27 protein-coding genes, 1 tRNA gene and 1 riboswitch are annotated in these 25,591 nt (G+C 64.6%); of the genes, 19 read left to right on the forward strand and 9 right to left on the reverse strand.

Going from position 1 to position 25,591, the window contains the following annotated elements:
• Window positions 1-3 precede the first annotated feature (3 nt).
• The 5 genes from KEC45_RS16540 to KEC45_RS16560 all read left to right on the forward strand — a co-directional run bounded on the left by KEC45_RS16540 (window position 4) and on the right by KEC45_RS16560 (window position 5,070).
• Window positions 4-675, forward strand: a complete 672-nt coding sequence (locus KEC45_RS16540; protein ID WP_062176361.1) for a DUF969 domain-containing protein — start codon at window positions 4-6, stop codon at window positions 673-675.
• A complete protein-coding gene (locus KEC45_RS16545; RefSeq protein ID WP_062176358.1) occupies window positions 672-1,610 on the forward strand; it encodes a DUF979 domain-containing protein in 939 nt (312 codons plus the stop codon). Before KEC45_RS16540 ends, KEC45_RS16545 begins: the two co-directional genes overlap by 4 nt.
• A gap of 110 nt (window positions 1,611-1,720) precedes the next feature.
• A complete protein-coding gene (locus KEC45_RS16550; protein WP_062176356.1) occupies window positions 1,721-2,719 on the forward strand; it encodes a DUF2891 domain-containing protein in 999 nt (332 codons plus the stop codon).
• A gap of 51 nt (window positions 2,720-2,770) precedes the next feature.
• A complete protein-coding gene (locus tag KEC45_RS16555) occupies window positions 2,771-3,781 on the forward strand; it encodes a LacI family DNA-binding transcriptional regulator (protein WP_062176353.1) in 1,011 nt (336 codons plus the stop codon).
• A gap of 101 nt (window positions 3,782-3,882) precedes the next feature.
• Window positions 3,883-5,070, forward strand: coding sequence for a GGDEF domain-containing protein (locus KEC45_RS16560; protein ID WP_252171153.1), 1,188 nt, complete (start codon window positions 3,883-3,885; stop codon window positions 5,068-5,070).
• A gap of 9 nt (window positions 5,071-5,079) precedes the next feature.
• Here the strand turns inward: KEC45_RS16560 and KEC45_RS16565 are convergent, their stop codons facing one another.
• Window positions 5,080-5,520, reverse strand: a complete 441-nt coding sequence (locus KEC45_RS16565) for a RidA family protein (protein WP_252171154.1) — start codon at window positions 5,518-5,520, stop codon at window positions 5,080-5,082.
• A gap of 28 nt (window positions 5,521-5,548) precedes the next feature.
• Here KEC45_RS16565 and KEC45_RS16570 point away from each other — a divergent pair, with 28 nt between their 5' ends.
• From KEC45_RS16570 to KEC45_RS16600, 7 genes are all read left to right on the forward strand, one after another.
• The gene (locus tag KEC45_RS16570) at window positions 5,549-5,746 is read left to right on the forward strand and encodes a hypothetical protein (RefSeq protein ID WP_152682253.1); all 198 of its coding nucleotides are present in this window, start codon (window positions 5,549-5,551) and stop codon (window positions 5,744-5,746) included.
• A gap of 27 nt (window positions 5,747-5,773) precedes the next feature.
• Window positions 5,774-5,944, forward strand: a complete 171-nt coding sequence (locus tag KEC45_RS16575) for a Flp family type IVb pilin (RefSeq protein WP_252171155.1) — start codon at window positions 5,774-5,776, stop codon at window positions 5,942-5,944.
• 56 nt (window positions 5,945-6,000) lie between these two features.
• Window positions 6,001-6,219: riboswitch (cobalamin riboswitch) on the forward strand.
• A 116-nt stretch (window positions 6,220-6,335) separates the two neighbouring features.
• A complete protein-coding gene (gene metE, locus KEC45_RS16580; RefSeq protein WP_062176344.1) occupies window positions 6,336-8,639 on the forward strand; it encodes a 5-methyltetrahydropteroyltriglutamate--homocysteine S-methyltransferase in 2,304 nt (767 codons plus the stop codon).
• 16 nt (window positions 8,640-8,655) lie between these two features.
• Window positions 8,656-9,033 carry an acyl-CoA thioesterase gene (locus KEC45_RS16585; RefSeq protein ID WP_062176341.1) on the forward strand — a complete coding sequence of 126 codons (378 nt, stop codon included), beginning with the start codon at window positions 8,656-8,658 and terminating at the stop codon, window positions 9,031-9,033.
• 242 nt (window positions 9,034-9,275) lie between these two features.
• Window positions 9,276-11,948, forward strand: a complete 2,673-nt coding sequence (acnA, locus tag KEC45_RS16590) for an aconitate hydratase AcnA (protein ID WP_062176338.1) — start codon at window positions 9,276-9,278, stop codon at window positions 11,946-11,948.
• 15 nt (window positions 11,949-11,963) lie between these two features.
• Window positions 11,964-12,278: a ribosomal protein L7/L12 gene (locus KEC45_RS16595; RefSeq protein WP_062176335.1), complete on the forward strand. Its 315-nt coding sequence runs from the start codon at window positions 11,964-11,966 to the stop codon at window positions 12,276-12,278.
• Window positions 12,279-12,307: 29 nt separating this feature from the next.
• The gene (locus tag KEC45_RS16600; protein ID WP_062176332.1) at window positions 12,308-12,583 is read left to right on the forward strand and encodes a hypothetical protein; all 276 of its coding nucleotides are present in this window, start codon (window positions 12,308-12,310) and stop codon (window positions 12,581-12,583) included.
• Here KEC45_RS16600 and KEC45_RS16605 read toward each other — a convergent pair.
• The 5 genes from KEC45_RS16605 to KEC45_RS16625 all read right to left on the reverse strand — a co-directional run bounded on the left by KEC45_RS16605 (window position 12,580) and on the right by KEC45_RS16625 (window position 16,703).
• Window positions 12,580-14,034, reverse strand: a complete 1,455-nt coding sequence (locus KEC45_RS16605) for an amidohydrolase family protein (RefSeq protein WP_062176328.1) — start codon at window positions 14,032-14,034, stop codon at window positions 12,580-12,582. The two genes, KEC45_RS16600 and KEC45_RS16605, sit on opposite strands and share 4 nt — an antisense overlap.
• A gap of 64 nt (window positions 14,035-14,098) precedes the next feature.
• Window positions 14,099-14,174 (reverse strand) — tRNA-Val (locus tag KEC45_RS16610).
• A gap of 73 nt (window positions 14,175-14,247) precedes the next feature.
• Window positions 14,248-15,219, reverse strand: coding sequence for a magnesium and cobalt transport protein CorA (locus tag KEC45_RS16615; protein ID WP_252171156.1), 972 nt, complete (start codon window positions 15,217-15,219; stop codon window positions 14,248-14,250).
• Between the two features lie 72 nt (window positions 15,220-15,291).
• The gene (locus KEC45_RS16620) at window positions 15,292-15,804 is read right to left on the reverse strand and encodes a hypothetical protein (RefSeq protein WP_202966771.1); all 513 of its coding nucleotides are present in this window, start codon (window positions 15,802-15,804) and stop codon (window positions 15,292-15,294) included.
• Between the two features lie 38 nt (window positions 15,805-15,842).
• The gene (locus KEC45_RS16625; RefSeq protein ID WP_252171157.1) at window positions 15,843-16,703 is read right to left on the reverse strand and encodes a MarR family transcriptional regulator; all 861 of its coding nucleotides are present in this window, start codon (window positions 16,701-16,703) and stop codon (window positions 15,843-15,845) included.
• Between the two features lie 411 nt (window positions 16,704-17,114).
• On the opposite strand from KEC45_RS16625, the gene KEC45_RS16630 reads away from it, so the two are divergent.
• From KEC45_RS16630 to KEC45_RS16655, 6 genes are read left to right on the forward strand one after another with little or no spacing between them, the layout of a single operon-like run.
• Complete coding sequence (locus tag KEC45_RS16630) at window positions 17,115-17,693, forward strand: thermonuclease family protein (RefSeq protein ID WP_062176323.1); 579 nt, start codon at window positions 17,115-17,117, stop codon at window positions 17,691-17,693.
• 46 nt (window positions 17,694-17,739) lie between these two features.
• Window positions 17,740-18,120, forward strand: a complete 381-nt coding sequence (crcB, locus tag KEC45_RS16635) for a fluoride efflux transporter CrcB (protein ID WP_062176320.1) — start codon at window positions 17,740-17,742, stop codon at window positions 18,118-18,120.
• A complete protein-coding gene (locus KEC45_RS16640) occupies window positions 18,117-19,349 on the forward strand; it encodes an RluA family pseudouridine synthase (RefSeq protein ID WP_062176316.1) in 1,233 nt (410 codons plus the stop codon). Before crcB ends, KEC45_RS16640 begins: the two co-directional genes overlap by 4 nt.
• Window positions 19,349-19,969 (forward strand): FMN-binding negative transcriptional regulator, encoded by a 621-nt coding sequence (locus tag KEC45_RS16645; RefSeq protein ID WP_062176313.1) that lies wholly within the window; start codon window positions 19,349-19,351, stop codon window positions 19,967-19,969. The genes KEC45_RS16640 and KEC45_RS16645 overlap by 1 nt, the downstream gene beginning before the upstream one ends.
• Entirely contained in the window at window positions 19,966-20,202 is a 237-nt protein-coding gene (locus KEC45_RS16650) for a hypothetical protein (RefSeq protein ID WP_062176310.1), read from the forward strand. Before KEC45_RS16645 ends, KEC45_RS16650 begins: the two co-directional genes overlap by 4 nt.
• Window positions 20,199-20,888, forward strand: a complete 690-nt coding sequence (locus KEC45_RS16655) for an ATP12 family chaperone protein (protein WP_062176306.1) — start codon at window positions 20,199-20,201, stop codon at window positions 20,886-20,888. Before KEC45_RS16650 ends, KEC45_RS16655 begins: the two co-directional genes overlap by 4 nt.
• Here KEC45_RS16655 and KEC45_RS16660 read toward each other — a convergent pair.
• From KEC45_RS16660 to KEC45_RS16670, 3 genes are read right to left on the reverse strand one after another with little or no spacing between them, the layout of a single operon-like run.
• On the reverse strand, window positions 20,885-21,688 hold the full coding sequence (locus KEC45_RS16660; protein WP_062176303.1) for a crotonase/enoyl-CoA hydratase family protein: 804 nt from the start codon (window positions 21,686-21,688) through the stop codon (window positions 20,885-20,887). The genes KEC45_RS16655 and KEC45_RS16660 overlap by 4 nt on opposite strands.
• 13 nt (window positions 21,689-21,701) lie before the next feature.
• Window positions 21,702-22,310 carry a 2-hydroxychromene-2-carboxylate isomerase gene (locus tag KEC45_RS16665; RefSeq protein ID WP_062176300.1) on the reverse strand — a complete coding sequence of 203 codons (609 nt, stop codon included), beginning with the start codon at window positions 22,308-22,310 and terminating at the stop codon, window positions 21,702-21,704.
• 4 nt (window positions 22,311-22,314) lie between these two features.
• Window positions 22,315-23,847 carry an acyl-CoA synthetase gene (locus KEC45_RS16670; protein ID WP_062176297.1) on the reverse strand — a complete coding sequence of 511 codons (1,533 nt, stop codon included), beginning with the start codon at window positions 23,845-23,847 and terminating at the stop codon, window positions 22,315-22,317.
• Between the two features lie 209 nt (window positions 23,848-24,056).
• Here KEC45_RS16670 and KEC45_RS16675 point away from each other — a divergent pair, with 209 nt between their 5' ends.
• The gene (locus tag KEC45_RS16675) at window positions 24,057-25,589 is read left to right on the forward strand and encodes a class I adenylate-forming enzyme family protein (protein ID WP_062183280.1); all 1,533 of its coding nucleotides are present in this window, start codon (window positions 24,057-24,059) and stop codon (window positions 25,587-25,589) included.
• Window positions 25,590-25,591 lie beyond the last annotated feature (2 nt).

Here is a 25,591-nt window from a genome sequence, read left to right on the forward strand (position 1 = left end):
ATCATGCTCGTCCTGATCGGCATCCTCATCATCATCGCGGGCTTTCTGCTCCGCTTCAATCCGCTGCTCGTAATCATGGCCTCGGCGCTCGCGACCGGGCTTGCCGCGGGGCTCGACATAAGTGCGATCATCGCCGCCTTCGGCAAGGCGTTCAACGACACACGCTATGTCTCGATCGTCTGGATCGTCCTGCCCGTCATCGGCCTCCTCGAAGCTTACGGCCTTCAGCAACACGCCCGCACGCTCATCGGCCGCATGAAGGGCGCGACGCTCGGCCGCCTGCTCACATCCTATCTCTTGCTGCGTCAGGCGATGGCGGCGGTCGGCCTGACCTCGGTCGCAGGCCATCCGCAGACCGTCCGGCCGCTCGTCGCGCCGATGGCCGAAGCCGCCGCCGAGGCAAAGAACGATGCGCTGACCGACGATCAGCGCGAAGAGGTTAAGGCCTTCTCCGCCGCCACCGACAATATCGGGCTCTTTTTCGGCGAGGATATCTTCCTCGCGATCGGATCGATCCTGCTGATGAAGGGCGTGCTCGAAGGCTATGGCTATCAGATCGAACCTTTGCACTTCTCGCTCTGGGCCATCCCGACCGCGATTGCCGCCTTCCTGATCCACGGCTTCCGCCTTCGCCGCCTCGAACGGCGCATGGCGAAGAAGGAGGCCAGCGCATGATCACGCTCGGCTTCGTCTATGTCCTCGCGGGACTGACCTTCGCACTATTTGCGATCCTCGGCCTTCAGGACCGCAGCAACCCCAAGCGTTTCGGCAACGCCGCCTTCTGGGGCCTGCTTGCCCTGTCGATGCTAGCGGGCGACCGGCTCGGCGACTTCGGCAACGGCCTTTTGGTCCTTGCGCTCGTCGCGATCGCCGGCACCGGGCAGATCGGCCGCGCGCCGGACGGCGACGTCCCCGCCGACGTCCAGACCGAACGCGCCGCAAAACACGGCCCCTTCCTGCTCCTGGTCGCGCTGATCATCCCCGCGGTCGCTCTCGCAGGCACGTTCCTCTTCAAATGGGTCCCCGGTCTTGCCGACCCCAAACAGGCGACACTGATCTCGCTCGCGATCGGCGTTCTCATCGCGCTCGCCGTCGGCATGGCGCGGCTCAAACCGCCTCCCCTGCTCCCGCTTCAGCAGGGACGCCGTCTGCTCGACGCGGTCGGCTGGGCCGCGATCCTGCCGCAGATGCTCGCCAGCCTAGGTGCGGTTTTCGCGCTCGCGGGCGTCGGCGAGGTGGTCGGCGACCTCATCGGCACCACAATCCCCGAAGGCAGCCTGTTCGGCGCGACGCTCGCCTTCGGGCTCGGCATGGCGCTCTTCACGATGGTGATGGGCAATGCCTTCGCCGCCTTCCCCGTCATGCTCGCCGCGGTCGGCATGCCCTTGCTCATCAAGCAATATGGCGGCGACCCAGCGGTCGTCGCGGCGATCGGTATGCTAGCGGGCTTCTGCGGCACGCTGATGACCCCGATGGCCGCCAACTTCAATCTCGTCCCCGCCGCGCTGCTCGAACTCAAAAACCCCTATGGCGTGATCAAGGCGCAAATCGGAACGGCACTCCCATTGCTGGCCGTGAACATCGTCTTCATCTGGCTATTTGCCTTTTAATCATCATTGCGAGGAGCGAAGCGACGCGGCAATCCAGAGCATGCGTAAACCGCTCTGAATTGTTTCCCCCGGCTTTCGCCGGGGTCGCAATGATGACCACAGGATATGGAATGACCATTCTCACCCCCGACCACGCCGCCCGCTTCGCCAACGCGACCCTCGCGCATCTCGGCCGCGAATATCCGTACAAGATGGACCTTGTGCTGAACGGCCCTGAGGATGCGAGGCCGCCGCGCGAGCACCACCCGATCTTTCATGGCAGCTTTGACTGGCATAGCTGCGTCCATGGCTGGTGGCAGATACTTCGCCTCGCGCGCCGCTTCCCCGATCTGCCGATCTCCGCCGATATCCGCGCCCGCGCCGACGAAATGCTCGTGCCTGGGAAGGTGGCCGGTGAACTCGCCTATCTCGAACGCCCCTATGCTGCGGGCTTCGAGCGCCCCTATGGCTGGGCTTGGCTGCTCGCACTCCACGCCGAGACCGAGCGTCACGACGCCCCTTGGGCCACCGCGCTCGAACCGCTTGCCGCCGCCTTTGCCGCGCGCTTCCACGCGTTCCTCCCCAAGCTCACCTATCCGCTGCGCGTCGGCACCCATTTCAACATCAGCTTTGCGCTCCTTCTCGCGCGCCACTGGGCCGAAACCCGCGATCCCGCGCTGGTCACCCTCATCGACGCCCGCGCGCGCGGCTGGTTCGCCGATGATCGCGACTGTCAGGCATGGGAACCCGGCGGTGACGAATTCCTCTCCTCCGCGCTCACCGAAGCGCATCTGATGGCCGTTGTCCTATGCGAAGATTTCACGCCATGGTTCGACGCCTTCCTCCCTCGCGCCACCGCCGAGCAGCCCGCGACGCTTTTCATGCCCGCCACCGTCTCCGACCGCAGCGACGGCAAGATCGCGCATCTCGACGGCCTCAATCTCAGCCGCGCGTGGAGCTGGCGCGCGATCGCCGCCGGGCTCGGCGCCGACCATCCCGTCAGCCCCGTCGCCGAAGCCGCGGCGCAGCGCCACCTCGCCGCCGCGCTCCCGCATGTCACCGGCGACTATATGGGCGAACATTGGCTCGCGAGCTTTGCTTTGCTGGCGCTCGACGGCCTCGCCGATTGACAAGCCCCGCCCTCGCGGCGAAGGACGGCGCAAAGGGATGAAGGACTGCCAATGAAGACGCTGCGCCCGACCTCGTTCGACGTCGCCGAACGCGCCGGGGTTTCCCAATCGACGGTGTCACGCGCTCTCCGCAACAGCCCGGGCGTCAATGCCGAGACACGCGCGCGCGTCTCGGCCGCGGCGCGCGAGCTGGGTTATGTCGTCGACCGTCACGCCTCGTCGCTGCGGCTCAAGAGCAGCGAGACGATCGCGCTCGTTACCATCTGCCGCCCCGGCGAGGACCGCAGCGCGATCAATCCATTCTATTTCGCGCTTCTGGGCAGCATCGCGGCCGCCACCTCGGCGCGCGGGTTCAACCTGCTCGTTTCCTTTCAGGAAAATGCCGACAATTTCCGCGCCGATTTCGTCGCCTCGGGGCTCGCCGACGCGATGATCGTCATCGGCACGACCAGCAACCGAGAAGCGTGGAAATATTTCGCCGAGGCGCAGGCCTCCGGCCTCGACTTCGTCTGCTGGGGCAGCCCGGGCAGTCCCTTCCACTGGATGCGCAGCGAAAACGACATCGGCGGCCAACTCGCCGCCGAACATTTCGTACGCGACGGCCGCCGCCACATCGCCTTCGTCGGGCCGCAGCAATCGCCGCAGCGCCAGTTCGACGAACGCCGCGACGGCTTTACCGCCGCGCTTGGCACGCACGGCCTCACCCCCATCGTCGCCGAGCCGCCGGCCGCCGCCGACCGCCACGCGCAGGGCGTAGCCGCGGTGCAGGCGCTGCTGGAGGCGCACCCCGAAACCGACGCGATCTTCGCCGCGTCCGACATGCTCGCGCTCGGCGTGCTGCAGGGGCTCAAGGATGCGGGGCGCCGCGTTCCGCAGGATGTCGCGCTGATCGGCTTCGACGGCATCCGCGCCGGTACGCTCGCCGACCCCGCGCTCACCACGCTGGAGCCCGACCTCGATGCCGCGGGCGAGGCGCTCGTCGCGATGGCGCTCGAGGACGACGAGCATACGCGCAGCGGCACGCGCATCCCCGTCCATCTCGTCGTGCGCGGCACCGCCTGAGCCCTGTCCGCACCGGGTTACCGTGACTTAACTCCCCGAAAAGTAACGCTTCGTTATCCGTGTCTCTGCTACCCATCGGGGCGGGGGCAGAAAGCGGTAGTGTGAACGGACAATTTTTCATCTCGCTGCTCAACCCGGGCATCGGCTTCCTGTTCGCCACCGCCTTTTTCCTGCTGTGGCTCAACCGCCGCGAGCGCTACGTCGCTTATGCCGCCGCCGCCTATACGGCTTCGGCCCTCGCCTTCCTGATCCAGGACGTCGGCCCGGTGTTGCCGATGGAACTGCAGCGCCTACCCGCGAATGTCGGCTTCCTCGCGACCGGCATGCTCTTCGCCGCCGCGATCATCAAACGCTACGACCTCCCCGTCCCCTGGCGCGCGATGGGCATCACCGCGGCCGTCTCCACCACCATCTTCGTCTGGTTCCTTCTCGGCCGACCGAGCATCGCCGCGCGCATCCTGACGATCAGCACCGGCGCGGGTATCATCGCGACCATGGTCGTCATCGCGCTCTGGCCGGTCGAAAAGCGCCACCTGATCGACCGCGTGCTGTTCTGGGTCGCCGCCTTTTCGGCGCTCAACCTCATCGTCCGACCCGTCGTCCTGCTTTCGCTACGCGGCGGTTTCGACAATTATGTCGGCTTCCAGCAGTCAATCTATTGGACCACCGTCCAGTTCACGCAGGCGATGGTGTCGATCGTCGCGGCGATCAGCCTGATGGTCGCGGTTGCGATCGACCAGATCGCCGAGCTGCGCCGTCAGGCCGACTATGACAATCTTTCGGGCCTGCTCAACCGCCGCGGGTTCGAGGCGCAGGCCGAAACCGCGCTTCGTCGCTGCCAGGACGAAGCGCGCCCCGTCGCGCTGCTCGTCGCGGACCTCGATCATTTCAAGCGCATCAACGACAATCACGATCACGCGGTCGGTGACGCGATCATCGCCGCTTTCGGCGCGCATGTCCGGCTGATCGGCCCCGCAGCTATGGTCGCGGGCCGCATCGGCGGAGAGGAGTTCGCGCTGCTCGTCCCCGGCGCGGGGATCGAGTCGGCGCGCCAGCTCGCCGAAGCGGTGCGCACCGGCCTTCAGGCCGCCTGCGCCGACCGCATCCCCGCCAGCCTCTGCCCGACCGCGAGCTTCGGCATCGCAGTCGGGACGCCCGGCGGTGGCACCAACCTCGCCGCACTGATGCACGAGGCCGATCAGGCGCTCTACGAAGCCAAGCGCACCGGCCGCAACCGCGTGCGCTCCTATACGCCGAAGCCCGTGCGCCTTACCGCGAATGGCGGCTGAGCCGCCGCGCTATTTCGCGCGCCGCACCGCCACCACCTTGATCTCGACGACCGCGGTCGGTTCGTACAGTCGCGACACGCCGATCGCGGTCCACGCCGGAAAGGGCGCCTTGACATAATTGTTCTTCACCGCCGCAAAGCCGTCGATATGCGCGGCAAGGTCGGTGTGAAAGGTCGTGATGTCGACGACATCGTCCCAGCTCGCGCCCGCGCGCGCCAGCGTCGCGGCGATATGTTTGAAAGCGCGCTCATACCCAGGCGCCAGATCGCTCTCGCCCTTCGCTGGCGCCGCGACCACCCCCGACAGATAGATGATGTCGCCGGCGATCACCGCATCGGCATAGCCCACCGCCTCCTGAAACGCGCGCGCTTCCGCATTTTCGGGCATCAGCACCGATCCCGCCTCGCGCGCGCCCGCCGACCCGGCGCACAGCCCCGCCACCAGCGCCATTCCCACCATCCTTGGCATCGCCCCTCGCATGATCCGCATCCCCCGTCTCGATCCAACCACGCCCGCGAACCTGACAGCGGACGGTCGCGAAGGCCAGCCCTTCGTCACCGGCCACGAACCGGCCCCCTACAGACCGACCATGATTTTCTTCGCTTATCAGGCCATTAATCCTCTTCCGCAGGAAAAGCCGCAGTCCCGCCAAGCTATTCCCCGCGCGGGACCATGAACGGAACAGAGACAAGGGAACAGAAACATGCGGACCCGACGACCATCGAACCTCCTCTGCGACGAACGCGGCGCGACCGCGATCGAATATGGGCTGATCGCCGCGCTGATCTCGCTCGCGTGCATCATCGCCTTCCAGATGCTCGGGCTCAGTCTCGAATCTATCTTCACGACGATCGACGAGGCGCTGAACCGATAATCCTACATCATATAAAGAATTCTTTATATGTCTGTTGACAATCACTGAGCGGCCTCTATCCTGAAAGCTGTCGAGGTTCTTCGCGTCGTCATGCGCCGCGAAGCTAAGACGGGAAGCCGGTGCGCCTCGCAAAGGGGCAATTCCGGCGCTGCCCCCGCAACTGTAAGCGGCGAGCGGCGGTCGTTACGTGTCACTGGTTCGGCAAGGAACCGGGAAGGCCAGACCGCAGCATTGACCCGCGAGCCAGGAGACCTGCCTCGTCAGATAACGTCCTCCGGCGGGGTGTCCGGTCAGGCCGCATGCATGGCTGCGCCCGACCTTGCTTCGCGGGCGTGGAATCCTGTGCGTTCGCGTCTGCCCGGCGCCTTGCTCCTTGCAAGGTGCTTGAAGAATGACTGTCAGCGTCGCCACTCTCGGCTTCCCCCGCATCGGCCTCCGCCGTGAACTCAAATTCGCGCTCGAAAGCTATTGGGCCGGGAAATCCTCCCTCACCGACCTGCAAACCGCCGCCGCGGGGCTGCGCGCGCTCCACTGGACGCGGCAAAAAGCGCTCGGCGCCGACATCCTGCCCTCGAACGACTTCTCGCTCTATGACCATGTGCTCGATACCTCGGCGCTCGTGGGTGCTATCCCTCCGCGCTACGACTGGGCAGCCGACACCGTCGACCCTGACCTCTATTTCGCGATGGCGCGCGGCGCGCAGAACGCCTGCTGCGGCGGCGATACGACCGCGATGGAAATGACCAAATGGTTCGACACCAACTATCATTTCCTCGTCCCCGAACTCACCGCCGGCCAGACCTTCCGCATCGCCTCGACCAAGATCTTTGACGAGTTTGCGGAAGCCAAGGCGCTCGGCCATGCGACGCGCCCCGTCCTGCTCGGCCCCGTCAGCTATCTGATGCTCGCCAAGGGCAAGGCGGTCGAGCCGCTCGCCCTGCTGCCCCAGCTCCTCGACACCTATGCAGAGATTCTCGCTCGCCTCGCCGCGCTTGGTGCCGACTGGGTCCAGATCGATGAGCCCTGCCTCGTCCTCGACCTGACGGGCGACCAGCGCACCGCCTTCGAGCGCGCCTACGCCCGGCTCGCGACGCGCGGGCCCAAGCTGATGCTCACCACTTACTTCGGCGGCCTCGGCGACAATCTCGATCTCGTCGCGGACCTTCCCGTCCACGGCCTGCACCTCGATCTCGTCCGCGCGCCGGATCAGCTCGCCCCCGCGCTGGCGAAGCTCCAGCCGCATGTCCTCCTCTCGCTCGGCGTCATCGACGGCCGCAACATCTGGCGCGCCAACCTCCCCGACCTCTATTGGCGCCTCAAGGAACTTGCGGCCAGGCGCGACGTCATCCTCGCGCCCTCATGCTCGCTCCTCCACGTCCCCGTCGACCTCGCGCTCGAAACCGGCCTCGATCCCGAAATCGCCCAGTGGCTGGCGTTCGCCGCGCAGAAGGTGGAGGAACTCGCCGCGCTGGCCAAGGCGCTGAACGAAGGCGAGGACGCAAGCTTCGCCGCCTTCTCCGCCTCGCGCATCGCCGCGGTCGCACGCCGGACCTCGCCCAAGATCCACGACGCGCAGGTGGCGCAGCGCCTCGCCGCCCTCGACGCCGGCGCCACCCACCGGACCTCCCCCTTCGCCGTCCGCCGCGAAGCGCAGCAGGTCCGGCTGAACCTCCCCGCCTACCCCACCACGACGATCGGCAGCTTCCCGCAGACCGCAGAGGTCCGCAAGGCGCGCGCCGCGCACGTCAAGGGCGATATCGACGACGCCGCTTACGCCCAATATCTCCGCGTCGAAACGCGCGCCGCGGTGAAATGGCAGGAGGAGGTCGGCCTCGACGTCCTCGTCCACGGCGAGTTCGAGCGTAACGACATGGTGCAATATTTCGGCGAGCAGCTCGCGGGCTTCGCCTTCACCCGCGCCGGCTGGGTGCAAAGCTATGGCTCGCGCTGCGTCCGCCCACCGATCCTCTATGGCGACGTCTCGCGCCCGCGGGCGATGACCGTCGACTGGTGGCGCTTTGCGCAGGACCAGACCGACTTGCCGATGAAGGGCATGCTCACAGGCCCCGTCACCATCCTGAACTGGTCCTTCGTCCGCGACGATCAGCCGCGCGCGACAAGCTGCCGCCAGATCGCGCTCGCGATCCGCGACGAGGTACAGGACCTCGAGGCTGCCGGCGCCGCGATCATCCAGATCGACGAGGCGGCGCTGCGCGAAGGCCTCCCCCTCCGTCGCAGCGAATGGCAGCATTACCTCGACTGGGCGGTCGAAAGCTTCCGCATCGCATCGTCCGGCGTGCGCGACGACACGCAGATTCACACGCATATGTGCTATTCGGAGTTCAACGACATCATCCGCGCGATCGGCGCGATGGACGCCGACGTCATCTCGATCGAGACCGCACGCTCACAGATGGAGTTGCTCGACGCCTTCGCCTCCTACGCCTATCCCAACGAGGTCGGCCCCGGCGTCTATGACATCCACAGCCCCCGCATCCCGGCGGAGCGCGAGATGACCGATCTGCTCACGCTCGCCGCCAAGCACGTCCCGCCCGCGCAGATTTGGGTGAACCCCGACTGCGGGCTCAAGACGCGCAAGTGGGACGAGGTGCGCCCCGCGCTGGTCGCGATGGTCGCCGCGGCCAAATCGATGCGCGCCCGCGCGCTGGTGAAGGAGGCCTATCTTGCCAAGTGATGCCGCGCATCAGGCCATGCCAGCGGGCCAGCCCGCCGTCCGCGTCACTGCCATGCCCGCCAACGCCAATGTCTATGGCGACATTTTCGGTGGCTGGCTGATGGCCCAGATGGACCTTGCCGCCTCGTCGGTCGCGTCGCTCCACGCGCGCGGCCGCGCGGTGACGATCTCGGTGGAGGGCATGTCCTTCCACCGTCCCGTCTTCGTTGGGGACGAGGTTTCGGTCTTTGGCCGCCTTGTAAAAGTCGGCCGCACCTCGATGCATGTCGAGGTCGAAGCCTGGGCTCGCGACCGCCATGCCGAGGAGGCGCACAAGGTCACGCAAGCGGTCTTCATCTTCGTCGCGGTCGGCCCGGACCGCCGACCAAGGGCGGTGCGGGCGCTATCCGGCTAAGCCCCCCTTCCTCGTCACCCCGGGCTTGATCCGGGGTGACGAGCGTAGAAACGCGGCGGTTTTCCTTTGCGTCTTCGCGCCTTCGCGTGAGCCAAATCTTCCCCCCACCCCCTTGCATTTCCCCACCCTCGGCGTAAGGCGGCGCGGACATAAACCTGCGCGTGCGACTCCGCTTAGCTCCGCTCTCCCGAACGGGCATCGGCCGTCATTCCCCGCCGCGCCAACATGGGGACTGCAATCCTATGACCACCACCGGCCACGACACGCTGGGAACCCGTTCGACGCTCGACGTCGGCGGAAAAAGCTATGCTTATTATTCGCTCGACAAGGCTGCGGCCAAGCTCGGCGACGTTTCGCGCCTGCCCTTCTCGATGAAGGTACTGCTCGAAAACCTCCTCCGCTTCGAGGATGGCGGGTTCACCGTGTCAAAGGATGACGTGCAGGCGCTGGTCGACTGGCAAAAGGACCCGCATTCGAACCGCGAGATCCAGTATCGCCCCGCGCGCGTGCTGCTTCAGGATTTCACCGGCGTTCCCTGCGTCGTCGATCTTGCCGCGATGCGCGATGCGATCGCAAAGCTTGGCGGCGACACGACCAAGATCAACCCGCTCGTCCCCGTCCACCTTGTCATCGACCACTCGGTCATGGTCGACGAATTCGGTCATCCCAAGGCGTTCGAACAGAATGTCGAGATCGAATATTATCGCAACGGTGAACGCTATGACTTCCTGAAATGGGGCTCGAAGTCGCTCGACAATTTCAAGGCGGTGCCCCCGGGCACTGGCATTTGCCACCAGGTCAATCTGGAGCATATCGCGCAGGCGGTGTGGTCGAGCCAGGACGCCGACGGCACGACGGTCGCTTATCCCGACACCTGCGTCGGCACCGACAGCCATACGACGATGATCAACGGCCTCGGCGTGCTCGGCTGGGGCGTCGGCGGGATCGAGGCTGAGGCCGCGATGCTTGGCCAGCCCGTGTCGATGCTCATCCCCGAAGTCGTCGGCTTCAAATTCACCGGCAAGCTCAAGGAAGGCGTCACCGCGACCGACCTCGTGCTCACTGCGACGCAGATGCTGCGGGCCAAGGGCGTCGTCGGCCGTTTCGTCGAATATTTCGGCCCCGGCCTCGCGTCGCTGTCGCTCGCCGACCGCGCGACGCTCGCTAATATGGCGCCCGAATATGGCGCGACGTGCGGCTTCTTCGGCGTCGACGACAAGACGCTCGACTATATGCGCCTGACCGGCCGCAGCGACGAGAATATCGCGCTGGTCGAAGCCTATGCCAAGGCACAGGGCCTGTGGATCGTCGAGGGTGCCGCGGACCCCGTGTTCACCGACACGCTCGAACTCGACCTTGCCACCGTCGTGCCGTCGCTTGCCGGTCCGAAGCGTCCGCAGGACCGCGTTTCGCTTCCCGACGTCGACGATGTGTTCAACGCCGACATGGCGAACACCTATAAAAAGGCGCAGACGCGCGTTCCGGTCGAGGGCAAGGATTTCGACATTGGCGACGGCGACGTCACCATCGCCGCGATCACGAGTTGCACCAACACCTCGAACCCCGGCGTGCTGGTCGCCGCGGGTCTGGTCGCGAAGAAAGCCGACGCGCTTGGGCTGAAGCCCAAGCCGTGGGTCAAAACCTCGCTCGCCCCGGGGTCGCAGGTCGTCACCGACTATCTGGTCAAGGCCGGGCTGCAGAAGCATCTCGACAATATCGGCTTCAACCTCGTCGGCTATGGCTGCACGACATGCATCGGCAACTCGGGGCCGCTGGCTGAACCGATTTCAAAGGCGATCAACGAAAATGGCCTCGTCGCCGCGGCGGTGATTTCGGGCAACCGCAACTTCGAAGGCCGCGTGTCGCCCGACGTTCGCGCGAACTTCCTCGCCTCGCCGCCGCTCGTCGTCGCTTACGCGCTCAAGGGCACGGTGATCGAGGATTTCACCACCACCCCGATCGGGCAGGACCAGTCGGGTAACGACGTATTCCTCGCCGACATCTGGCCGACCAATCTGGAAGTTGCCGAGGCGGTGGCGGGCGCGGTCGACCGCGACATGTTCGAGGCGCGCTATGCCCATGTCTACAAGGGCGACGAGCATTGGCAGAAGATCGAGGTCGAGGGTTCGGACACATATCAGTGGCGCGCGGGCTCGACCTATGTCGCCAACCCGCCGTATTTCGAGGGCATGACGATGACCCCGGCGCCGGTGTCGGATATCGTGAACGCCAAGCCGCTTGCGATCCTCGGCGACAGCATCACGACCGACCACATCAGCCCTGCCGGCAGCATCAAGGCGGACTCGCCGGCCGGAAAATGGCTTATGGAACATCAGGTTAGCAAGGCCGACTTCAACAGCTACGGCGCCCGCCGCGGCCACCACGACGTTATGATGCGCGGCACCTTCGCCAACATCCGCATCAAAAACGAAATGGTCCCCGGCATCGAGGGCGGCATGTCGCGCTACGGTTCGGAGGTCATGCCGATCTACGACGCCGCGATGCGTCACAAGGCCGACGGCACCCCGCTCGTCGTTATCGCGGGCAAGGAATATGGCACCGGCTCGTCGCGCGACTGGGCGGCAAAGGGCACCAACCTGCTCGGCGTCCGCACCGTGATCGTCGAAAGCTTCGAGCGTATCCACCGTTCGAACCTCGTCGGCATGGGCGTGCTGCCGCTGCAGTTCCTCGAAGGCCAGAGCCGCGAGACGCTGGGCCTGACCGGCGACGACCAGTTCACCATCACCGGCGTCGCGGACCTGAAGCCGCGCCAGACGGTCACGGTGAACGTCACCCGCCCCGATGGGTCGACGTTCAGCTTCGATACGCTCTGCCGCATCGATACGGCGAATGAGGTCGAATATTATATGAACGGCGGCATCCTGCACTATGTGCTGCGCAAGCTCGCGGCCTGATGATACACGGGGGCGATGAGCGGACTTCTTCTCTTCGCCCTCGGCTTTCTCTGCGGCGCCGGCCTCGTACTGGCGCTGCGGCGTGACAGCGGCGCGCGCGACCTGACGGGTCCGCCGCCGCGGGCGCCCTCCCCGCCCCGCAGCGTGCAAATCGACGCGGCACCGGTGACCGTACAGGTCCATACCGAAGTCCATAGCGACGACCAGATTCTCGAAATGATCCGCCGCGGCCGCAAGATCGAAGCGATCAAGCGGATGCGCGACCTGACGGGAATGCGGCTTTCCGAAGCCAAGGATGCCGTCGAGGCTATCGAACGGACATTGCGCTAAGCGCGCTCTTACTGACAAAGGAAAACGCGATGGGTCCGCTCGAAATCCTGATCGAGGTCATCGGCTGGACCGCTGCCGTAATCATCCTCGCTGCCTATGTCCTGCTGTCGATCGGCAGGCTCGATGGCCGCAGCTATCTCTATCAGTGGATGAACGTGGTGGGCGCGGGCGGATTCATCATCAATTCGGGGTATAACGGCGCGATCCCGTCGGCCGTCCTCAACGTCATCTGGGCCGGCATGGGGATATTCACCTTATGGGCCGTGTGGCGCGGCCGGCGGGCGGCGCGCGCCATCACTCCCTAGGGCTTGGCCGCCGCGTTCCACGCCGCGACCTTCGCACGCGTGTCGGACAGCATCTTGTCGATCGCTCGACGGTCCTGAACGACCCCGCGCATCACCACCGCATCGATCGCGCGCGTTGCTGCAATATCCTCAAGCGGATTCGCGCGAAGCAGGACCAGATCGGCCGCCATACCGGGTTTCACCGCGCCATAGCGATCAAGCTGACCGAACCACGCGGGTCCCGCGCGCGTTGCCGAGACCAGCGCCTGCGCGGGGGTCAACCCCTTTTTCTGGAACAGTTCGACCTCGTCATGCAGGCCAAAGCCCGGGTAATTGAAGCTGTTGAGGAAACCCGCGTCGGTCCCGGCGATGATCGGCACGCCGGCTTTGGCGAGCATCGGCAGGATCGTCGCTACGTCCTCGATCTGCTTGTGCCGCGCCGCGATCGCCGCGGCGTCGGCCTTTGCCGCGCGCTCGATCCGCCAGTCATAGGTCTTGCGCAGCTTCGGCCCGATATAGGCGAGGCCCGCATCCTTCGAATGATCTTCGCGATCGAGATTGGCGATGATGCGGCTGCCGTTGAGCGTCGGCGTCACAAAAACGCCCTTCGCGGCGAAATGGCGATAGGCCGCCATCGCGGTTTCGCGATCGAACCCCGCATCGAGCCGACGGTTCGCCTCGGCGCGGTCGATGCGCTTCGCGGCGAAATCGGCGGCAATCGCGGCTTCGTCCTTCGCGCCCGCATTATAGGCATAGTCGAGATGTTCGATCGAGCTGATCCCGGCATCGACCGCCTGCTCCGTAGTCAGCGCCATCGGGATATGGCCCGAAGTCCTGAGCCCGAGCGCCTTCGCCCGCCCCAGCGCATAGAGAAACAACTCGGGTTTCAGCGTGCTGTCGGTGATCTTGACGAAATCGACCTTGTCGCGCGTTTTCAGACGCTCGAGCGCTGCATCGACATCGGCCTCGCTTCCGACTTCGATCGTTCCTTTCCATATCGGTGCGATCCCCTCGATCTTCGCGCCCGAGGTCAAGAGCCGCGGACCGAAAAGGCTACCGCTCGCAATTTCGCTGCGCCATGCAAGCACCTGTTCGGGCAAATCCCCCGAACAGTCGCGGATCGTCGTGATTCCGTTCGCGACATAGAGCGGCAGCAGCGCCTTATTCTCTTCGATCAGTTCGGGGCCGCCGCCGAAATGCACATGCATGTCCCACAATCCCGGGATCAGGTAGCGCCCCTTGCCTTCGACCGTGCGCCCGGCGCGCCATCCTTTGGCGATCGCGGCGTCGTCGCCCACCGCGACAATATCGTTACCCTTCAGTACCACCGCTTGCCCAGCCACGGGCTTCGCCGCTTCGACGTCGATGATCGTGACGTGGCGGATGATGACATCGCCCTGCGTCGGGGCGGCAAAGGCGGGGGACGTCAAGGCAAGCAACGACGACGCAAGGGCAGTGACTAATTGTTTCATGGGCGACCTTTCCAGACTCGGGAAATGCCTTAGCCCCGTCGCGGTCGATACAACAAGGGGAGGATGGTGGGCGCTGACGGGCTCGAACCGCCGACCCTCTCGGTGTAAACGAGATGCTCTACCAACTGAGCTAAGCGCCCCCGAATGTCGCCATATGCGGGAGGTGCGCCCCTGCCATAAGCCGCGCCCGCTGGCAAGCGCGACCTCACGCGATCAGAGCCAGCCGATCCGTTTGAAACGAAGATAGAGCATCAGGCAGATGCCGCCCATGGTGCCAACGATCAGCGGGTAGCCGAAGGCCCATCGAAGTTCGGGCATATGATCGAAATTCATGCCATAGATGCCGGCAATCGCGGTCGGCACCGCCAGGATCGCCGCCCAAGCCGCCAGTTGGCGCGTGATCACGCCCTGACGCTGTTGTTCGAGCATGCCGTTGGTTTCGATCACCGATGCAGCGATATCGCGCAGCCCGGCGAGCCGATATTCCGCGCGCTGCACATGGTCCCATATGTCGCGATAAAATGGGCGCACGACGGGGTCGATATTCGGCAGCTCATCATCGGTCGCAAGGCGCCCCGCGACCTCCTTCATCATCCCGACGAGACGCTGGAAGCGGATAATCTCGTGCCGTTGCTTGTAAAGGTGACGAATTTCGGCGGCATCGAGCGGCGTATCCATGACGCTGTCCTCGACCCCCAGCATCCGCTCCTCGATCGCATCGACCACCGGGAAATAACCGTCGACGATGAAATCGAGCACGGCATAAAGGACGTAATCGGGTCCATGCGCGAGCTTTGCCGGCAAGCTTTCGAGTCTTGCGCGCACGTCCGTGTGCGTACGCGCCGACCCGTGGCGGACGCTAACGAAGAAATGCGGGCCGATGAAAAAAGCCGTTTCGCCGGGTTGGATCGTATCGCCATCAAGATTGGCGGTACGCGTGATCAGGAACAACTGGTCGCCATAGGCTTCGACCTTCGGCAATTGATTCGCCTTCAGCGCATCCTCGACCGCCAGCGGGTGGAGGCCGAAACGCTTTGCTATGCCCGCAAGCTCTTCCGGTGTCGGCTCGTAGAGGCCGAGCCAGAAGAAATCACCCGGATCGCAATCTTCGGGAATCGCTTCGTCCGGACCCAGTTCCCGAACAAGCTTTCCATCATGATAAACGCGGGCGGCCATGATCGGCATAGACAGAAACTCCGTTGAATGGCGCTTACATAGTGCGGCCAATCGCGAAGGGAAATGCGCCCCGCGTCGCGGCTAGATATCCCGGCTGTCATACGCCCACTGCAGCAATGCCTGCCGCTGTTTCGGCCGGCAAAAGGGATCGCCCGGCTCGCAATGTTTGCGCACTTGCGCGGCGTGACGCCGGAACGCGCGCCACCGCGCAATCTGGCGGTGGTCCTCGCCCGGCATCCGTCGCCCCGAATAATAGCGGCAATACCATTGGAACCAGCCGCGCGGGTCGTCGGGGTGGATCCACCCTTTCTGCACCCAGACTTGCAAGGGAACACTCGCCCTTATGCCGAAATAGTTGAGCGTGCAGTCGGCCCTTTCGGGCGCAAGCTTCGCGTTTTTGAACCAGCTTGCCGGAAATTCGGCGGTGCAGTCGGTCATATATTTGCCGCAGAATACCCCGAGTTCCAACATCTCGGCAGGCGTGAGTTCGGGTTCGAAATCGGGATCGAACGCCTTTCCCATCGGGGCGGTCCGCGTATAGCGATACCCCTGCTGCATCCGGTCAGTCACGACCACTTCGACGGCATTCTTCATGACCGGAATCATGCCGCGCCAATCGGTATGAACCAAGCCTATTCTTCGAGCGCCTCAAAATATCGGGCCAGCGCATCATAGGCGCCTTCGGCTAGGGCGATGAAGATACGGCGGCCATCTTGCGGATCGTCCCCGCGCACGAACAGGCCGGCGTCGGTCATCGTCTTGATCCAGCGCAGCGCAGTCGTCGCGGGAACCGCAGCGGCGATGCACAGGCTCGACACCGAGACCGGCTGGCGTTCGAGCCGCGCGGCATAGAGGTCGAGCAACATGTCCCACGCCGGATCGGCGAACAGGTCGGCGGGGAAATATTGTTCGCGCATCCGCCGCTGGCGCAGCATCCGTCGCACCGCTTTGGCACGCTGCCGGTCGAGCGTGCGCTCTTCGGGAACGAAGCTGCGCGGCATCGCAGTAAAGTCGCGCGACGGCGTGCGGACCTGTTCCGGATAGTCGGAAAGATCTTCGGTCCGCGAAATATAGCCCGTCGGCGTACCGGGAAGACCGCCCCTATGTCCGGCGAGGTCGCCGAGCAAACGAGAGATGCGCGCGACTTCTTCTTGCAGCCGATCGATCCGCTCCATCGCATCGTCTCGTGCGACATCGTGGAACACGCCGTCCCGCGCGCGCCGCGCCGTCGCCAACGCGACGAGCCGGTCGGTTGGATCGGCGTCGACCAGAAACTGTGCGTTGAGCGACGCGGGAATGACTGCCATGATCCGGTCGAGATCCGGAAGCTCGGTTTCGAAAACCAGGTTGCACCCCTGCGCTTCCGCCGCCGCGCATATGTCAGCCAGCGTTTCGCGTTCGACCGCGTCCGCCCGCGACACCCAGACAATGTCGAGCGTGGCGGTTTTCCGAATATAATTTGCCGCCAAAGGAGCCGATATTGTTTTCGCCAAGCGTACATCTGCAAGCGAAGTCAGATCGGGACAATCGCCCGGTAACCCCACGAACAAAAGTGGCGACGCAACAGCTTCAGGGAGCGACCCACGGAGCGCTTCGGGAGGCTCGTCATGCTCCGCGCCGAAACCGTTCGGCGGAAATGCCGATGTTTCCAATGGCTGCAGGTCTATCATGCTGTCGTCCCCCCTTTCCATAACTCCACCTTGGCGTAAGCATGCCGTCATTTCGGCGATATTCACTTTTCTATTCGCTCCCGTTTGCCGCCAATCCGGACCCAAGCTTGTTCTCGGCATGAGTGGGCGTGCATCGGTCGTCGGGTAATCTGTCCATTCTGGACATGGTTTGTTCTCATCGTCAATACTTAAATCATCCTTGCAAAGCCCCCTTCATCGAGTCAGGCGACACCTATGGTTTCAGGCTCCTCTTCGCTCGCACATCTGCGTTGGCGGCGGCGCTTTCGGTCGCTGCTCGCGCTGCTGCTGCTCGCCGGACTCGCCTTTGCCGCATGGCTGGCGTCGCCGGCCCCGATTGCGACGGTGCCGCTTGTCCATGTGATCGACGGGGACAGCTTGACGGTGCGGCAGGATAACGCGCCGCTGACGATCCGCCTGACCGGTATCGACGCGGTCGAATATCGGCAGGATTGCTCGCGCGCCGCGGAACGCTGGGCATGCGGGCGCGAAGCACGTACCGCGCTTGAAAAACTGGCTGGCCCCGGACCGCTCCATTGCGAATTCGCCGCAAAGGATCGTTACGGCCGCACCCTTGCCGTGTGCCGCTCCGCACCCTTCCCCGACGGGATTGACCTTGGCGCCGAAATGACCCGGCTCGGTTGGGCGGTGGCGACTAGCGACGCCTATATGGTGGAAGAAGCCGAAGCGCAGGCGAAACGGCGCGGCATCTGGCAGGGCGACTTTATCCGTCCCGATAACTGGCGCGCGGCCCACGAACGCACCACCGCCGCTCTCATGTCGCCCGATCCCTAGAAATGGGCCGCTATGCCTCGCGCCCGTTTCGGGCTAGGGCGAGCACATGAACAGCCTGTTTCCCGTCATGATCGGCGGCGCGATCGGCGCCGGCGCCCGTCATATGGTCGGGCAGGCGATGCTCGCGCGGCTCGGCCCCGGCTTCCCGTGGTGGACGTTGTCCATCAATATCGCCGGCAGCCTCCTTATGGGCCTGCTCGTCGGCGCGCTCGCGCGTAGCAGCGATGGCGGCGAAACCGCGCGTCTGTTCGTTGGGGTCGGAATTCTCGGCGGCTTCACCACATTCTCCTCCTTCAGCATGGAATTCTGGATGCTTTTCGAACGCGGTCAAAATGCTCAGGCGGCCGCCTATGTCCTCGCGTCGGTAATCGGCGCGATCTGCGCCTGCGGTCTCGGCCTCTTCATCGTGCGGCAGGTACCGGCATGAGCGAACCCAAGGGAAAGTTTGACGGCGCCACCATCGCCGAGGAGGATGACGGCATTCGCCTCGACCGCTGGTTCAAGCGCCACCGCGAGGGCACGCCACACGCGCTGCTCGCGCGATGGGCGCGGTCGGGCCAACTGACGCTCGACGGCAAGAAGGCCGACGTGTCGGACCGGATTGCGACCGGGCAAAAACTCGTCATGCCGACGCCGCCGGTGGAGGCCGAGGCGCGTCCGGCGCGTAAAGGCCGTCCGCTGACCGACGCCGATATCGATCTGGCGACGGGGATGATGATCCACCGGGACGACAGCGCGATCGTGCTGAACAAGCTGCCCGGCCTTGCAACGCAGGGTGGAACCAAGACCGAGCAGCATGTCGACGGCTTGCTCGACGCGCTGAAATTCGACGGTCCGACGCGGCCCAAACTCGTCCACCGGCTCGACAAGGATACGTCCGGCGCGCTGCTGATCGCGCGCACGCCGCGCGCCGCCGCCTATTTCGCCAAAAGCTTTTCGAACCGCAGCGCGAAAAAGACCTATTGGGCACTGATCGTCGGCGTCCCCGATATTCAGCAGGGCGAAATCGACCTGCCGCTCGCCAAGCAGCCGGGATCGGGCGGCGAGAAGATGCACGTCCACGACAGCGGCCTCGCCGCAAAGACGCGCTATCGCGTCATCGAACGCGCGGGAAACAGTGCGGCATGGGTCGAGCTGCAGCCACTCACCGGGCGCACGCACCAGCTTCGCGTCCATATGGCAGCAATCGGTCACCCGATCGTCGGTGACGGCAAATATGGCGGCAAGGGCGCGTTCCTGACCGGGACGATCAGCCGCAAGATGCATCTGCACAGCCGGCGCCTGCGCATCGACCATCCCGATGGCGGCGCGATCGATATCAGCGCGGATGTGCCCGAGCATTTCGCCGCGAGCCTCGACGCGCTCGGCTTCGACCTTTTGCTCGGCCAGATCGGGATCGACGATATCGCCAAGGGACCGCCACCGAAGGCGGCGGCAAAAGCCGCTGCCAAGGCGCATAGCAAACAGATCCGCAAGGCCAGGCGCGGCGAACGACGCGGACGCACGGCGGACAGCAAGCCGACCGATTTCGTCGGCAAGCCGAAGCCCAAGGCGAAAGCGAAACCGGGCAAGCCCGGCAAGCCGGCGCCTGGGAAACCCGTGGGCAAAAAGCCGAGCGCGAAGAAGCATCCGGCGCGCCCGCCCAAAGCCGGCTGATGCATCCGAATTCCGCCTTCCGCCCGCGGCAGGACGACCTTGCCGAATTGCTTGTGCGCGAGATCGGTTTTGCCGCCATCTTCGCGAACACGCCCGACGGCCCGCGCGTGGCGCACACGCCCGTGGTGCTCAGCGACGACCGGACGACGCTGCAATTCCATCTCGCGCGCGGCAATGCGCTGACGCGGCATCTCGACGGAGCAAATGCGCTTGCCGTCGTACAGGGGCCCGACGCCTATGTTAGTGCGAGCTGGTACGCAGAGGCCGATCAGGTCCCGACGTGGAACTACGTCGCGATCGAGATGGAAGGCATGGCGCGCAAGCTCGACGATAGCGCGCTGGTCGCCCTGCTCGATACATTGTCCGCCCAGCACGAAGCGCGCGTCGGAGCAAACCCGCCATGGACGCGCGCCAAGATGAACCCTGCGCTGTTCAGCAAGATGACCGGTGCCATCACCGGATTCGAGATGCGGATCGCCGCCTGGCGCCCGACGATAAAGCTGTCACAGAACAAATCCGCCGACGAACGCGCGCGCGTGATTGAGGGCGTGGAGGCGACCGGTCATGGCGCGCTCGCGCAGTTGATGCGCCATCTTGGCGGCGATAGGGAGGGTGCATGAGCCAAGCTGACGACGCACTCGCAAAGAAACGCTTCTTTGCCCTTTCGATCATGCGCCTGATGGGCGCCGCCTTTGTCGCGATCGGTTTTATCCTGATCAGCGGCGGGTTTTCGCTCGCGGGGCAGCCGACCGACCGCTGGATTGGCGTCGCGATCGTGCTCGTCGGCGCGTTCGATTTCGCTGTGATGCCGCTGCTCCTCGCGCGCCGCTGGCGGTCGCCCAAAAACCCGTGAAGCGCTTCTGGAAAGAGGTTGCGGTCGTCGCGGACGACGGCGGCTGGGGCATCGCGCTCGATGGCCGGCCAGTGCGTACGCCGCAGCGCGCGCCGCTGGCCGTCGCGAGTATCGCGCTTGCCGAAGCGGTCGCCGCCGAATGGCGCGACGTCAGTGAGACGATCGATCCGGCCGCCATGCCGATGACGGGCTTGACCAACGCCGCGATCGATCTGGCGACGCCCGACCTTATGGCCTTCGCGGCACCGGTCGCCGCTTATGCCGAGAGCGATCTCTTCTGCTATCGTGACGCGCGCGACGCGGCGTTGCAGGCCGAACAGGCCGCGGCGTGGAACCCGCTGCTCGCCTGGGCCGAGGCACGCTATGCGATTGAATTCACGCTGACGCAGGGCGTGCTGCCGGTCGACCAGCCTGATGCGACGATCACGGTCCTGCAAGATGCGGTGCTGGCGCAGGACGCGTGGCGGATCACCGCACTCACGCCACTGGTGACGATCGGTGGGTCGCTTGTCGCCGGACTCGCGCTGCTCGAAAACGCGCTCGACGCGGACGCCTTGTGGGAGGCGGTCAGCCTCGACGACCTCTATCAGGAACGCCGCTGGGGCGCCGATAGCGAGGCGCAGAAAGCGCGCGCGGCGCACAAACGCGACTGGGACAATGCCGCGCGGTTTTTGACGCTGCTTTAGTCGGCGAAATTCGGCTTCCGCTTCTGCATCCCGGCCATCACCGCTTCCATCTGGTTCGGGGTGCGGATCACCTTCACCTGCTCGTCGCTTTCGGCCTGCAATATTTCGGCATCGGTTGCGTCGGCCAGCATGTTGCAAAGCCGCTTGGCCCCGCGGATCGCATGCGGGTTCTTGTCGGCAATCACTTCGGCCAGTTCCATCGCTTTCGCCAGCGGGTCGTCCGACACATGCGTGGCGAAACCGAGCAGCTTCGCTTCCGACCCGTTGAATTCGCGATTGGTATAGATCAGCTCGCGCAGCACATCGTCGGCGACTTGCGTGCGCCAAAGCGCCATGCCGGCGACATCGGGAACCAGGCCCCAGCGCATTTCCATGATCGCAATGCGCGTATCGGGATGAACGATGCGAATGTCGGCGGCGGCCATGATTTGGCTTCCCGCACCAAAAGCGACGCCGTGAACCGCCGCGATCACCGGTACCGGGATTTCGCGCCAGCCCCACGCGGCATATTGGGCGTTGTTCGCAATGCCGCGCGTGCGGTCGGACAGGCTGCCCCCTGCGCTGCTGGCGCCCGGATCGCGATCATTGCTGAGGCTCGACAGGTCGAGCCCGGCGCAGAAGGCTCGGCCTTCGCCCGACAACACGACAACGCGCAGCCCCGCGGTTGCTTTGAGCCGATCGATCGCTTCGGCCAGCGCTTCCCACATCGCGGGGTCGAGCGCATTCATCTTGTCGGCGCGGATCAGGCGGACGTCGGCGATCCCGCCATCGAGCATGGTGATCGAAATACGGTCTTTCACGGAAAAGTCCTTTTCAGCGTTTCAATGCGGCCTCGACGAGCGGGAGCTGGTCGTTGCCGAAATACATATCGTCCTTGTCGACGAAGATCGTGGGCGAACCATAGCCACCGCGCGCGATGACTTCATCGGTATTCGTGCGCAACCGGACCTTCACCGGATCGCTGCCGGCCGCAGCGGCCAGCGCGGCGCCATCGAGCCCCTCGGCATCCGCGACGGCGGCGAGAACCGCAGGGTCGTCGAGATTTTCCTGCCGGTCGAAATAGCTCGCGAAGGCTCCGCGCGCGAAGCGGACAAGCGCGGCCTGATCTTCCTCGAGCGCGCAGCAGAAACGCATTGCGGCGATGCTCTTCGCCGGGTGCCATTGCGACGGAAAATTCATGGGCACGCCCGCCAGCCGCGCCCAGTCCTTCAATATCTTCCAACTGTGCGTCAGCCGCCGGTTGTCGGCCTGCTCACGCGCCGCATAGACGGCCGGGTTCACCGCGTTGAACACGCCGCCGACAAGGATCGGTCGATAGATCGCCGTCGCGCCGGTTCGCTCAAGCACGCCCGGCAGATTGTGGAACGCGAGGCAGGTCCAGGGCGAGGAGAGGTCGAAGAAGAATTCGACGCGCGCGGTCACGGGATCAGGCCTCCGCCTTCGCTTTCTCCCAATATTGGTCGCGGAGCAGCCGCTTGTAGAGCTTGCCGGTGTCGTGACGCGGCAGAGCTTCGAGGAAGTCGATGCGGCGCGGAATCTTGACGCCCGACAGTTTCTCGCGCGCAAAAGCGATCAGTTCGTCGCGAAACGCTTCGGTCGCGTCGGCCATGTCGGCGGGCTGGATGACCGCAATCACTTCCTCGCCCATTTCGTCGTGTGGGCCGCCAACCACCGCGACGTCGGCAACCTTCGGGTGCGTGACGAGATGATTCTCGATCTCCTGCGGATAGATGTTCACTCCGCCTGAGATGATCATGAAGCTTTTGCGATCGGTGAGGTAAAGGAAGCCTTCTTCATCCACCTTGCCCACATCGCCGAGGGTCGACCAGCCCTTCGAATTGCGGCTCGATGCCGTCTTCTCGCTATCACCGTGATATTCGAAGACATTTTCGCTTTCAAAAAACACTGCGCCTTCTTCGTTCGGCCCAAGCTCAGTTTCACTATCCTCGCCCATGATGTGGATCGCGCCGAGGATCGGGCGGCCAACGCTGCCCTTGTGCGTCAGCCAGTCGGTGCTGGAGATGAAGGTCATGCCATTGCCTTCGGACCCCGCATAATATTCGAAAAGAACCGGCCCCCACCAATCGATCATCGCCTGCTTGACCGGCACCGGGCAGGGCGCCGCGGCGTGGATCGCGACTTTGAGCGAAGAAGTGTCGTAGCGCGTGCGAACATCGCCCGGCAGTTTAAGCATCCGCACGAAATGCGTCGGGACCCACTGGCTCGAATTCACGCGGTATTTTTCGATGTGGGCGAGCGCGGCTTCGGGGTCGAATTTCTTCATCAGCACAACGGTACCGCCCAGGCGATGGACGGTCATCGACCAGCGCAGCGGTGCGGCGTGATAAAGCGGCGCGGGCGACAGATAGACGCTGTCGGCGTTGATCTGGAACACCGCCGACGCAAGCATGACGAGGCTGTTGACCGCATCGATCGCCGGATCCTCGGGCAATGGCACACGCACGCCCTTGGGACGGCCAGTCGTGCCCGACGAATAGAGCATGTCGACCCCGGCCCGTTCGTCGACGACCGGCGTCGCGGGCATCGCCGCAACCGCATTTTCCCAGCTCTCATAGCCCGCGATGTCACCGCCCATCGCGAAACGCCTGATCCCGGTCGTGAGCTGCTGCGCCGCGCCGGCGAGGCTCGCCGAGACGACGAGAATCTTCGCTCCCGAATTTTCGAGAATATAGTCGGTCTCGTCCTGCGTCAGCCGCGACGAGATGCAGACATAACGCAGCCCCGCGCGCTGCGCGCCCCAGGTAAGCCCATAATAATGCGGCGTGTTGTCGAGCATGAAGGCGACGACATCCTCATGCCTCAACCCGTGCGCGCGAAAGAGGTGCGCGGCGCGATTCGACGCGGCGTCGAGTTCGCCATAGCTGATCGCCTCTCCCGTCTCGGCAACGATGATTGCGGGCTTGTCGGGGTTGTTACGCGCATGAACTGAGGGGTGCATCGGCTATCATCTCCGGGAATCGTTCGTATCTTTATGTCGAAGATGAGTAGCAACCTGAAACTTTTGGTCAAGCAAGCTGGAGCTTATGACAGGGGCTGCGATCAAGAAGCGGCAAATCCGGGCGGAGGATCAGTCAAATTCGCATCGTCGACGCAAGCCCATCGGCCCGCCGGCATTGCACCGCCTTTCGGCTGTGCTAGTCCATGGGCATGACCAGTATCGAAATGCTCGAAGGCGACTTCGCTACCCTGCCCGACCTTGTCCGCACCCATGCCGCGGAGCGTCCCGATGCCGTAGCGGCTGCCGACGCCGTGCGGCGGCTGAGCTGGTCCGAACTGGATCAATTGACCGACCGAATCGCCGCGCGGTTGCAGCAGGACGGATTCGCCAAGGGCGACCGTACCGCGATTGCCGGACTCAATAGCGTCGAGCAAATGGCGGTTATCCTTGGCACGCTGCGCGCCGGCGGGGTCGCGGGGCTCGTCACCAACAGCGCGACGGGCGAACAGATGGCCGCGATGATCGCCGACACCGGTGCGCGCCACCTGTTTCTCGACAGCGCGGCAAAAGCGAGCCTCGAAGGCCATGTCATCGCCGCAAGCGACCTGATCGCGATGGACGGCAGCGAAGCCGGAACGCCGCTCGATGCCTGGCTGTCGCTGGCGGGCGCAAAGCCGGCGCCGGTCGAGATTCTGCCCGGGGACGGGTTCAACATCATCTATTCCTCGGGCACCACCGGGACACCCAAAGGCATCGTCCACAGCCATGCGATGCGCTGGCAGCATATCATCCGCGGCGCGCCCGCCTATGGCCCCAATGCGGTGACGATCCTGTCGACCCCGCTCTATTCGAATACGACGATGGCAAGCTTCATGCCCACCGTCGGGTCGGGCGGACAGGTCGTCCTGATGAAGAAATTCGACGCGCACGGCTTTCTCGAACTCGCGGCACGCGAACGCGCGACCAACACGATGCTGGTGCCGGTGCAGTATCGCCGCATCATGGCGCTCGAGGATTTCGGCGACTTCGACCTGTCCAGCTTCGTCGTCAAATATTGCACCTCGGCGCCCTTCCCCGCGGCGCTGAAGGCCGATGTGCTACAACGTTGGCCGGGCGGGCTGGTCGAAATTTACGGAATGACCGAGGGCGGCGCAGCGTTCATCCTCGAGGCGCATCAATTCCCCGACAAGCTCCATACCGTCGGCAAGCCCGCGCCGGGCCATATCGCGAAGGTAATCGACGAGGACGGCAACGAACTGCCGCAGGGATCGGTCGGCGAAGTCGTCGGACGCAGCCCTGCGATGATGACCGGATACAATAACCGCCCCGACGCGACGAAGGCGATGCACTGGTACGATGCCGAAGGAAATCTCTTCTATCGCCACGGCGATATCGGCCGCATCGACGAGGACGGCTTCCTGACTCTGATGGACCGCGCGAAGGACATGATCATCTCGGGCGGTTTCAACATTTTCCCGAGCGACCTCGAAGCCATATTGATCGCCGACGACCGCGTCGTCGAGGCGGCAGTGGTCGGCATGCCGAGTGAGGAATGGGGGGAGACTCCCGTCGCCTTCGTCGTGCTGAAAGCCGGCGTCGATGCCGAGAGTGTACGCGCCGACTGCAACGCCAGGGTCGGCAAGACGCAGCGGCTGAGCGCGATCGTGCAAGTCGAGGAACTGCCGCGCAGCCCGATCGGCAAGGTACTGAAGCGCGAATTGCGCGACGCACACGCCCGATAGCA

This window comes from Sphingopyxis sp. USTB-05 (assembly GCF_023822045.1).
Lineage (GTDB): Bacteria > Pseudomonadota > Alphaproteobacteria > Sphingomonadales > Sphingomonadaceae > Sphingopyxis.

Excerpts from the sequence above, each read along its gene's own strand:
- KEC45_RS16540 (WP_062176361.1), top strand. The coding sequence starts at position 4 with ATGCTCGTCCTGATCGGCATCCTCATCATCATCGCGGGCTTTCTGCTC.
- KEC45_RS16545 (WP_062176358.1), top strand. The coding sequence starts at position 672 with ATGATCACGCTCGGCTTCGTCTATGTCCTCGCGGGACTGACCTTCGCA.
- KEC45_RS16550 (WP_062176356.1), top strand. The coding sequence starts at position 1,721 with ATGACCATTCTCACCCCCGACCACGCCGCCCGCTTCGCCAACGCGACC.
- KEC45_RS16555 (WP_062176353.1), top strand. The coding sequence starts at position 2,771 with ATGAAGACGCTGCGCCCGACCTCGTTCGACGTCGCCGAACGCGCCGGG.
- KEC45_RS16565 (WP_252171154.1), bottom strand. The coding sequence starts at position 5,520 with ATGGCGCTGGTGGCGGGGCTGTGCGCCGGGTCGGCGGGCGCGCGCGAG.
- KEC45_RS16570 (WP_152682253.1), top strand. The coding sequence starts at position 5,549 with ATGATCCGCATCCCCCGTCTCGATCCAACCACGCCCGCGAACCTGACA.
- KEC45_RS16575 (WP_252171155.1), top strand. The coding sequence starts at position 5,774 with ATGCGGACCCGACGACCATCGAACCTCCTCTGCGACGAACGCGGCGCG.
- metE (WP_062176344.1), top strand. The coding sequence starts at position 6,336 with ATGACTGTCAGCGTCGCCACTCTCGGCTTCCCCCGCATCGGCCTCCGC.
- KEC45_RS16585 (WP_062176341.1), top strand. The coding sequence starts at position 8,656 with ATGCCAGCGGGCCAGCCCGCCGTCCGCGTCACTGCCATGCCCGCCAAC.
- acnA (WP_062176338.1), top strand. The coding sequence starts at position 9,276 with ATGACCACCACCGGCCACGACACGCTGGGAACCCGTTCGACGCTCGAC.
- KEC45_RS16595 (WP_062176335.1), top strand. The coding sequence starts at position 11,964 with ATGAGCGGACTTCTTCTCTTCGCCCTCGGCTTTCTCTGCGGCGCCGGC.
- KEC45_RS16600 (WP_062176332.1), top strand. The coding sequence starts at position 12,308 with ATGGGTCCGCTCGAAATCCTGATCGAGGTCATCGGCTGGACCGCTGCC.
- KEC45_RS16605 (WP_062176328.1), bottom strand. The coding sequence starts at position 14,034 with ATGAAACAATTAGTCACTGCCCTTGCGTCGTCGTTGCTTGCCTTGACG.
- KEC45_RS16615 (WP_252171156.1), bottom strand. The coding sequence starts at position 15,219 with ATGCCGATCATGGCCGCCCGCGTTTATCATGATGGAAAGCTTGTTCGG.
- KEC45_RS16620 (WP_202966771.1), bottom strand. The coding sequence starts at position 15,804 with ATGAAGAATGCCGTCGAAGTGGTCGTGACTGACCGGATGCAGCAGGGG.
- KEC45_RS16630 (WP_062176323.1), top strand. The coding sequence starts at position 17,115 with ATGGTTTCAGGCTCCTCTTCGCTCGCACATCTGCGTTGGCGGCGGCGC.
- crcB (WP_062176320.1), top strand. The coding sequence starts at position 17,740 with ATGAACAGCCTGTTTCCCGTCATGATCGGCGGCGCGATCGGCGCCGGC.
- KEC45_RS16640 (WP_062176316.1), top strand. The coding sequence starts at position 18,117 with ATGAGCGAACCCAAGGGAAAGTTTGACGGCGCCACCATCGCCGAGGAG.
- KEC45_RS16645 (WP_062176313.1), top strand. The coding sequence starts at position 19,349 with ATGCATCCGAATTCCGCCTTCCGCCCGCGGCAGGACGACCTTGCCGAA.
- KEC45_RS16650 (WP_062176310.1), top strand. The coding sequence starts at position 19,966 with ATGAGCCAAGCTGACGACGCACTCGCAAAGAAACGCTTCTTTGCCCTT.
- KEC45_RS16670 (WP_062176297.1), bottom strand. The coding sequence starts at position 23,847 with ATGCACCCCTCAGTTCATGCGCGTAACAACCCCGACAAGCCCGCAATC.
- KEC45_RS16675 (WP_062183280.1), top strand. The coding sequence starts at position 24,057 with ATGACCAGTATCGAAATGCTCGAAGGCGACTTCGCTACCCTGCCCGAC.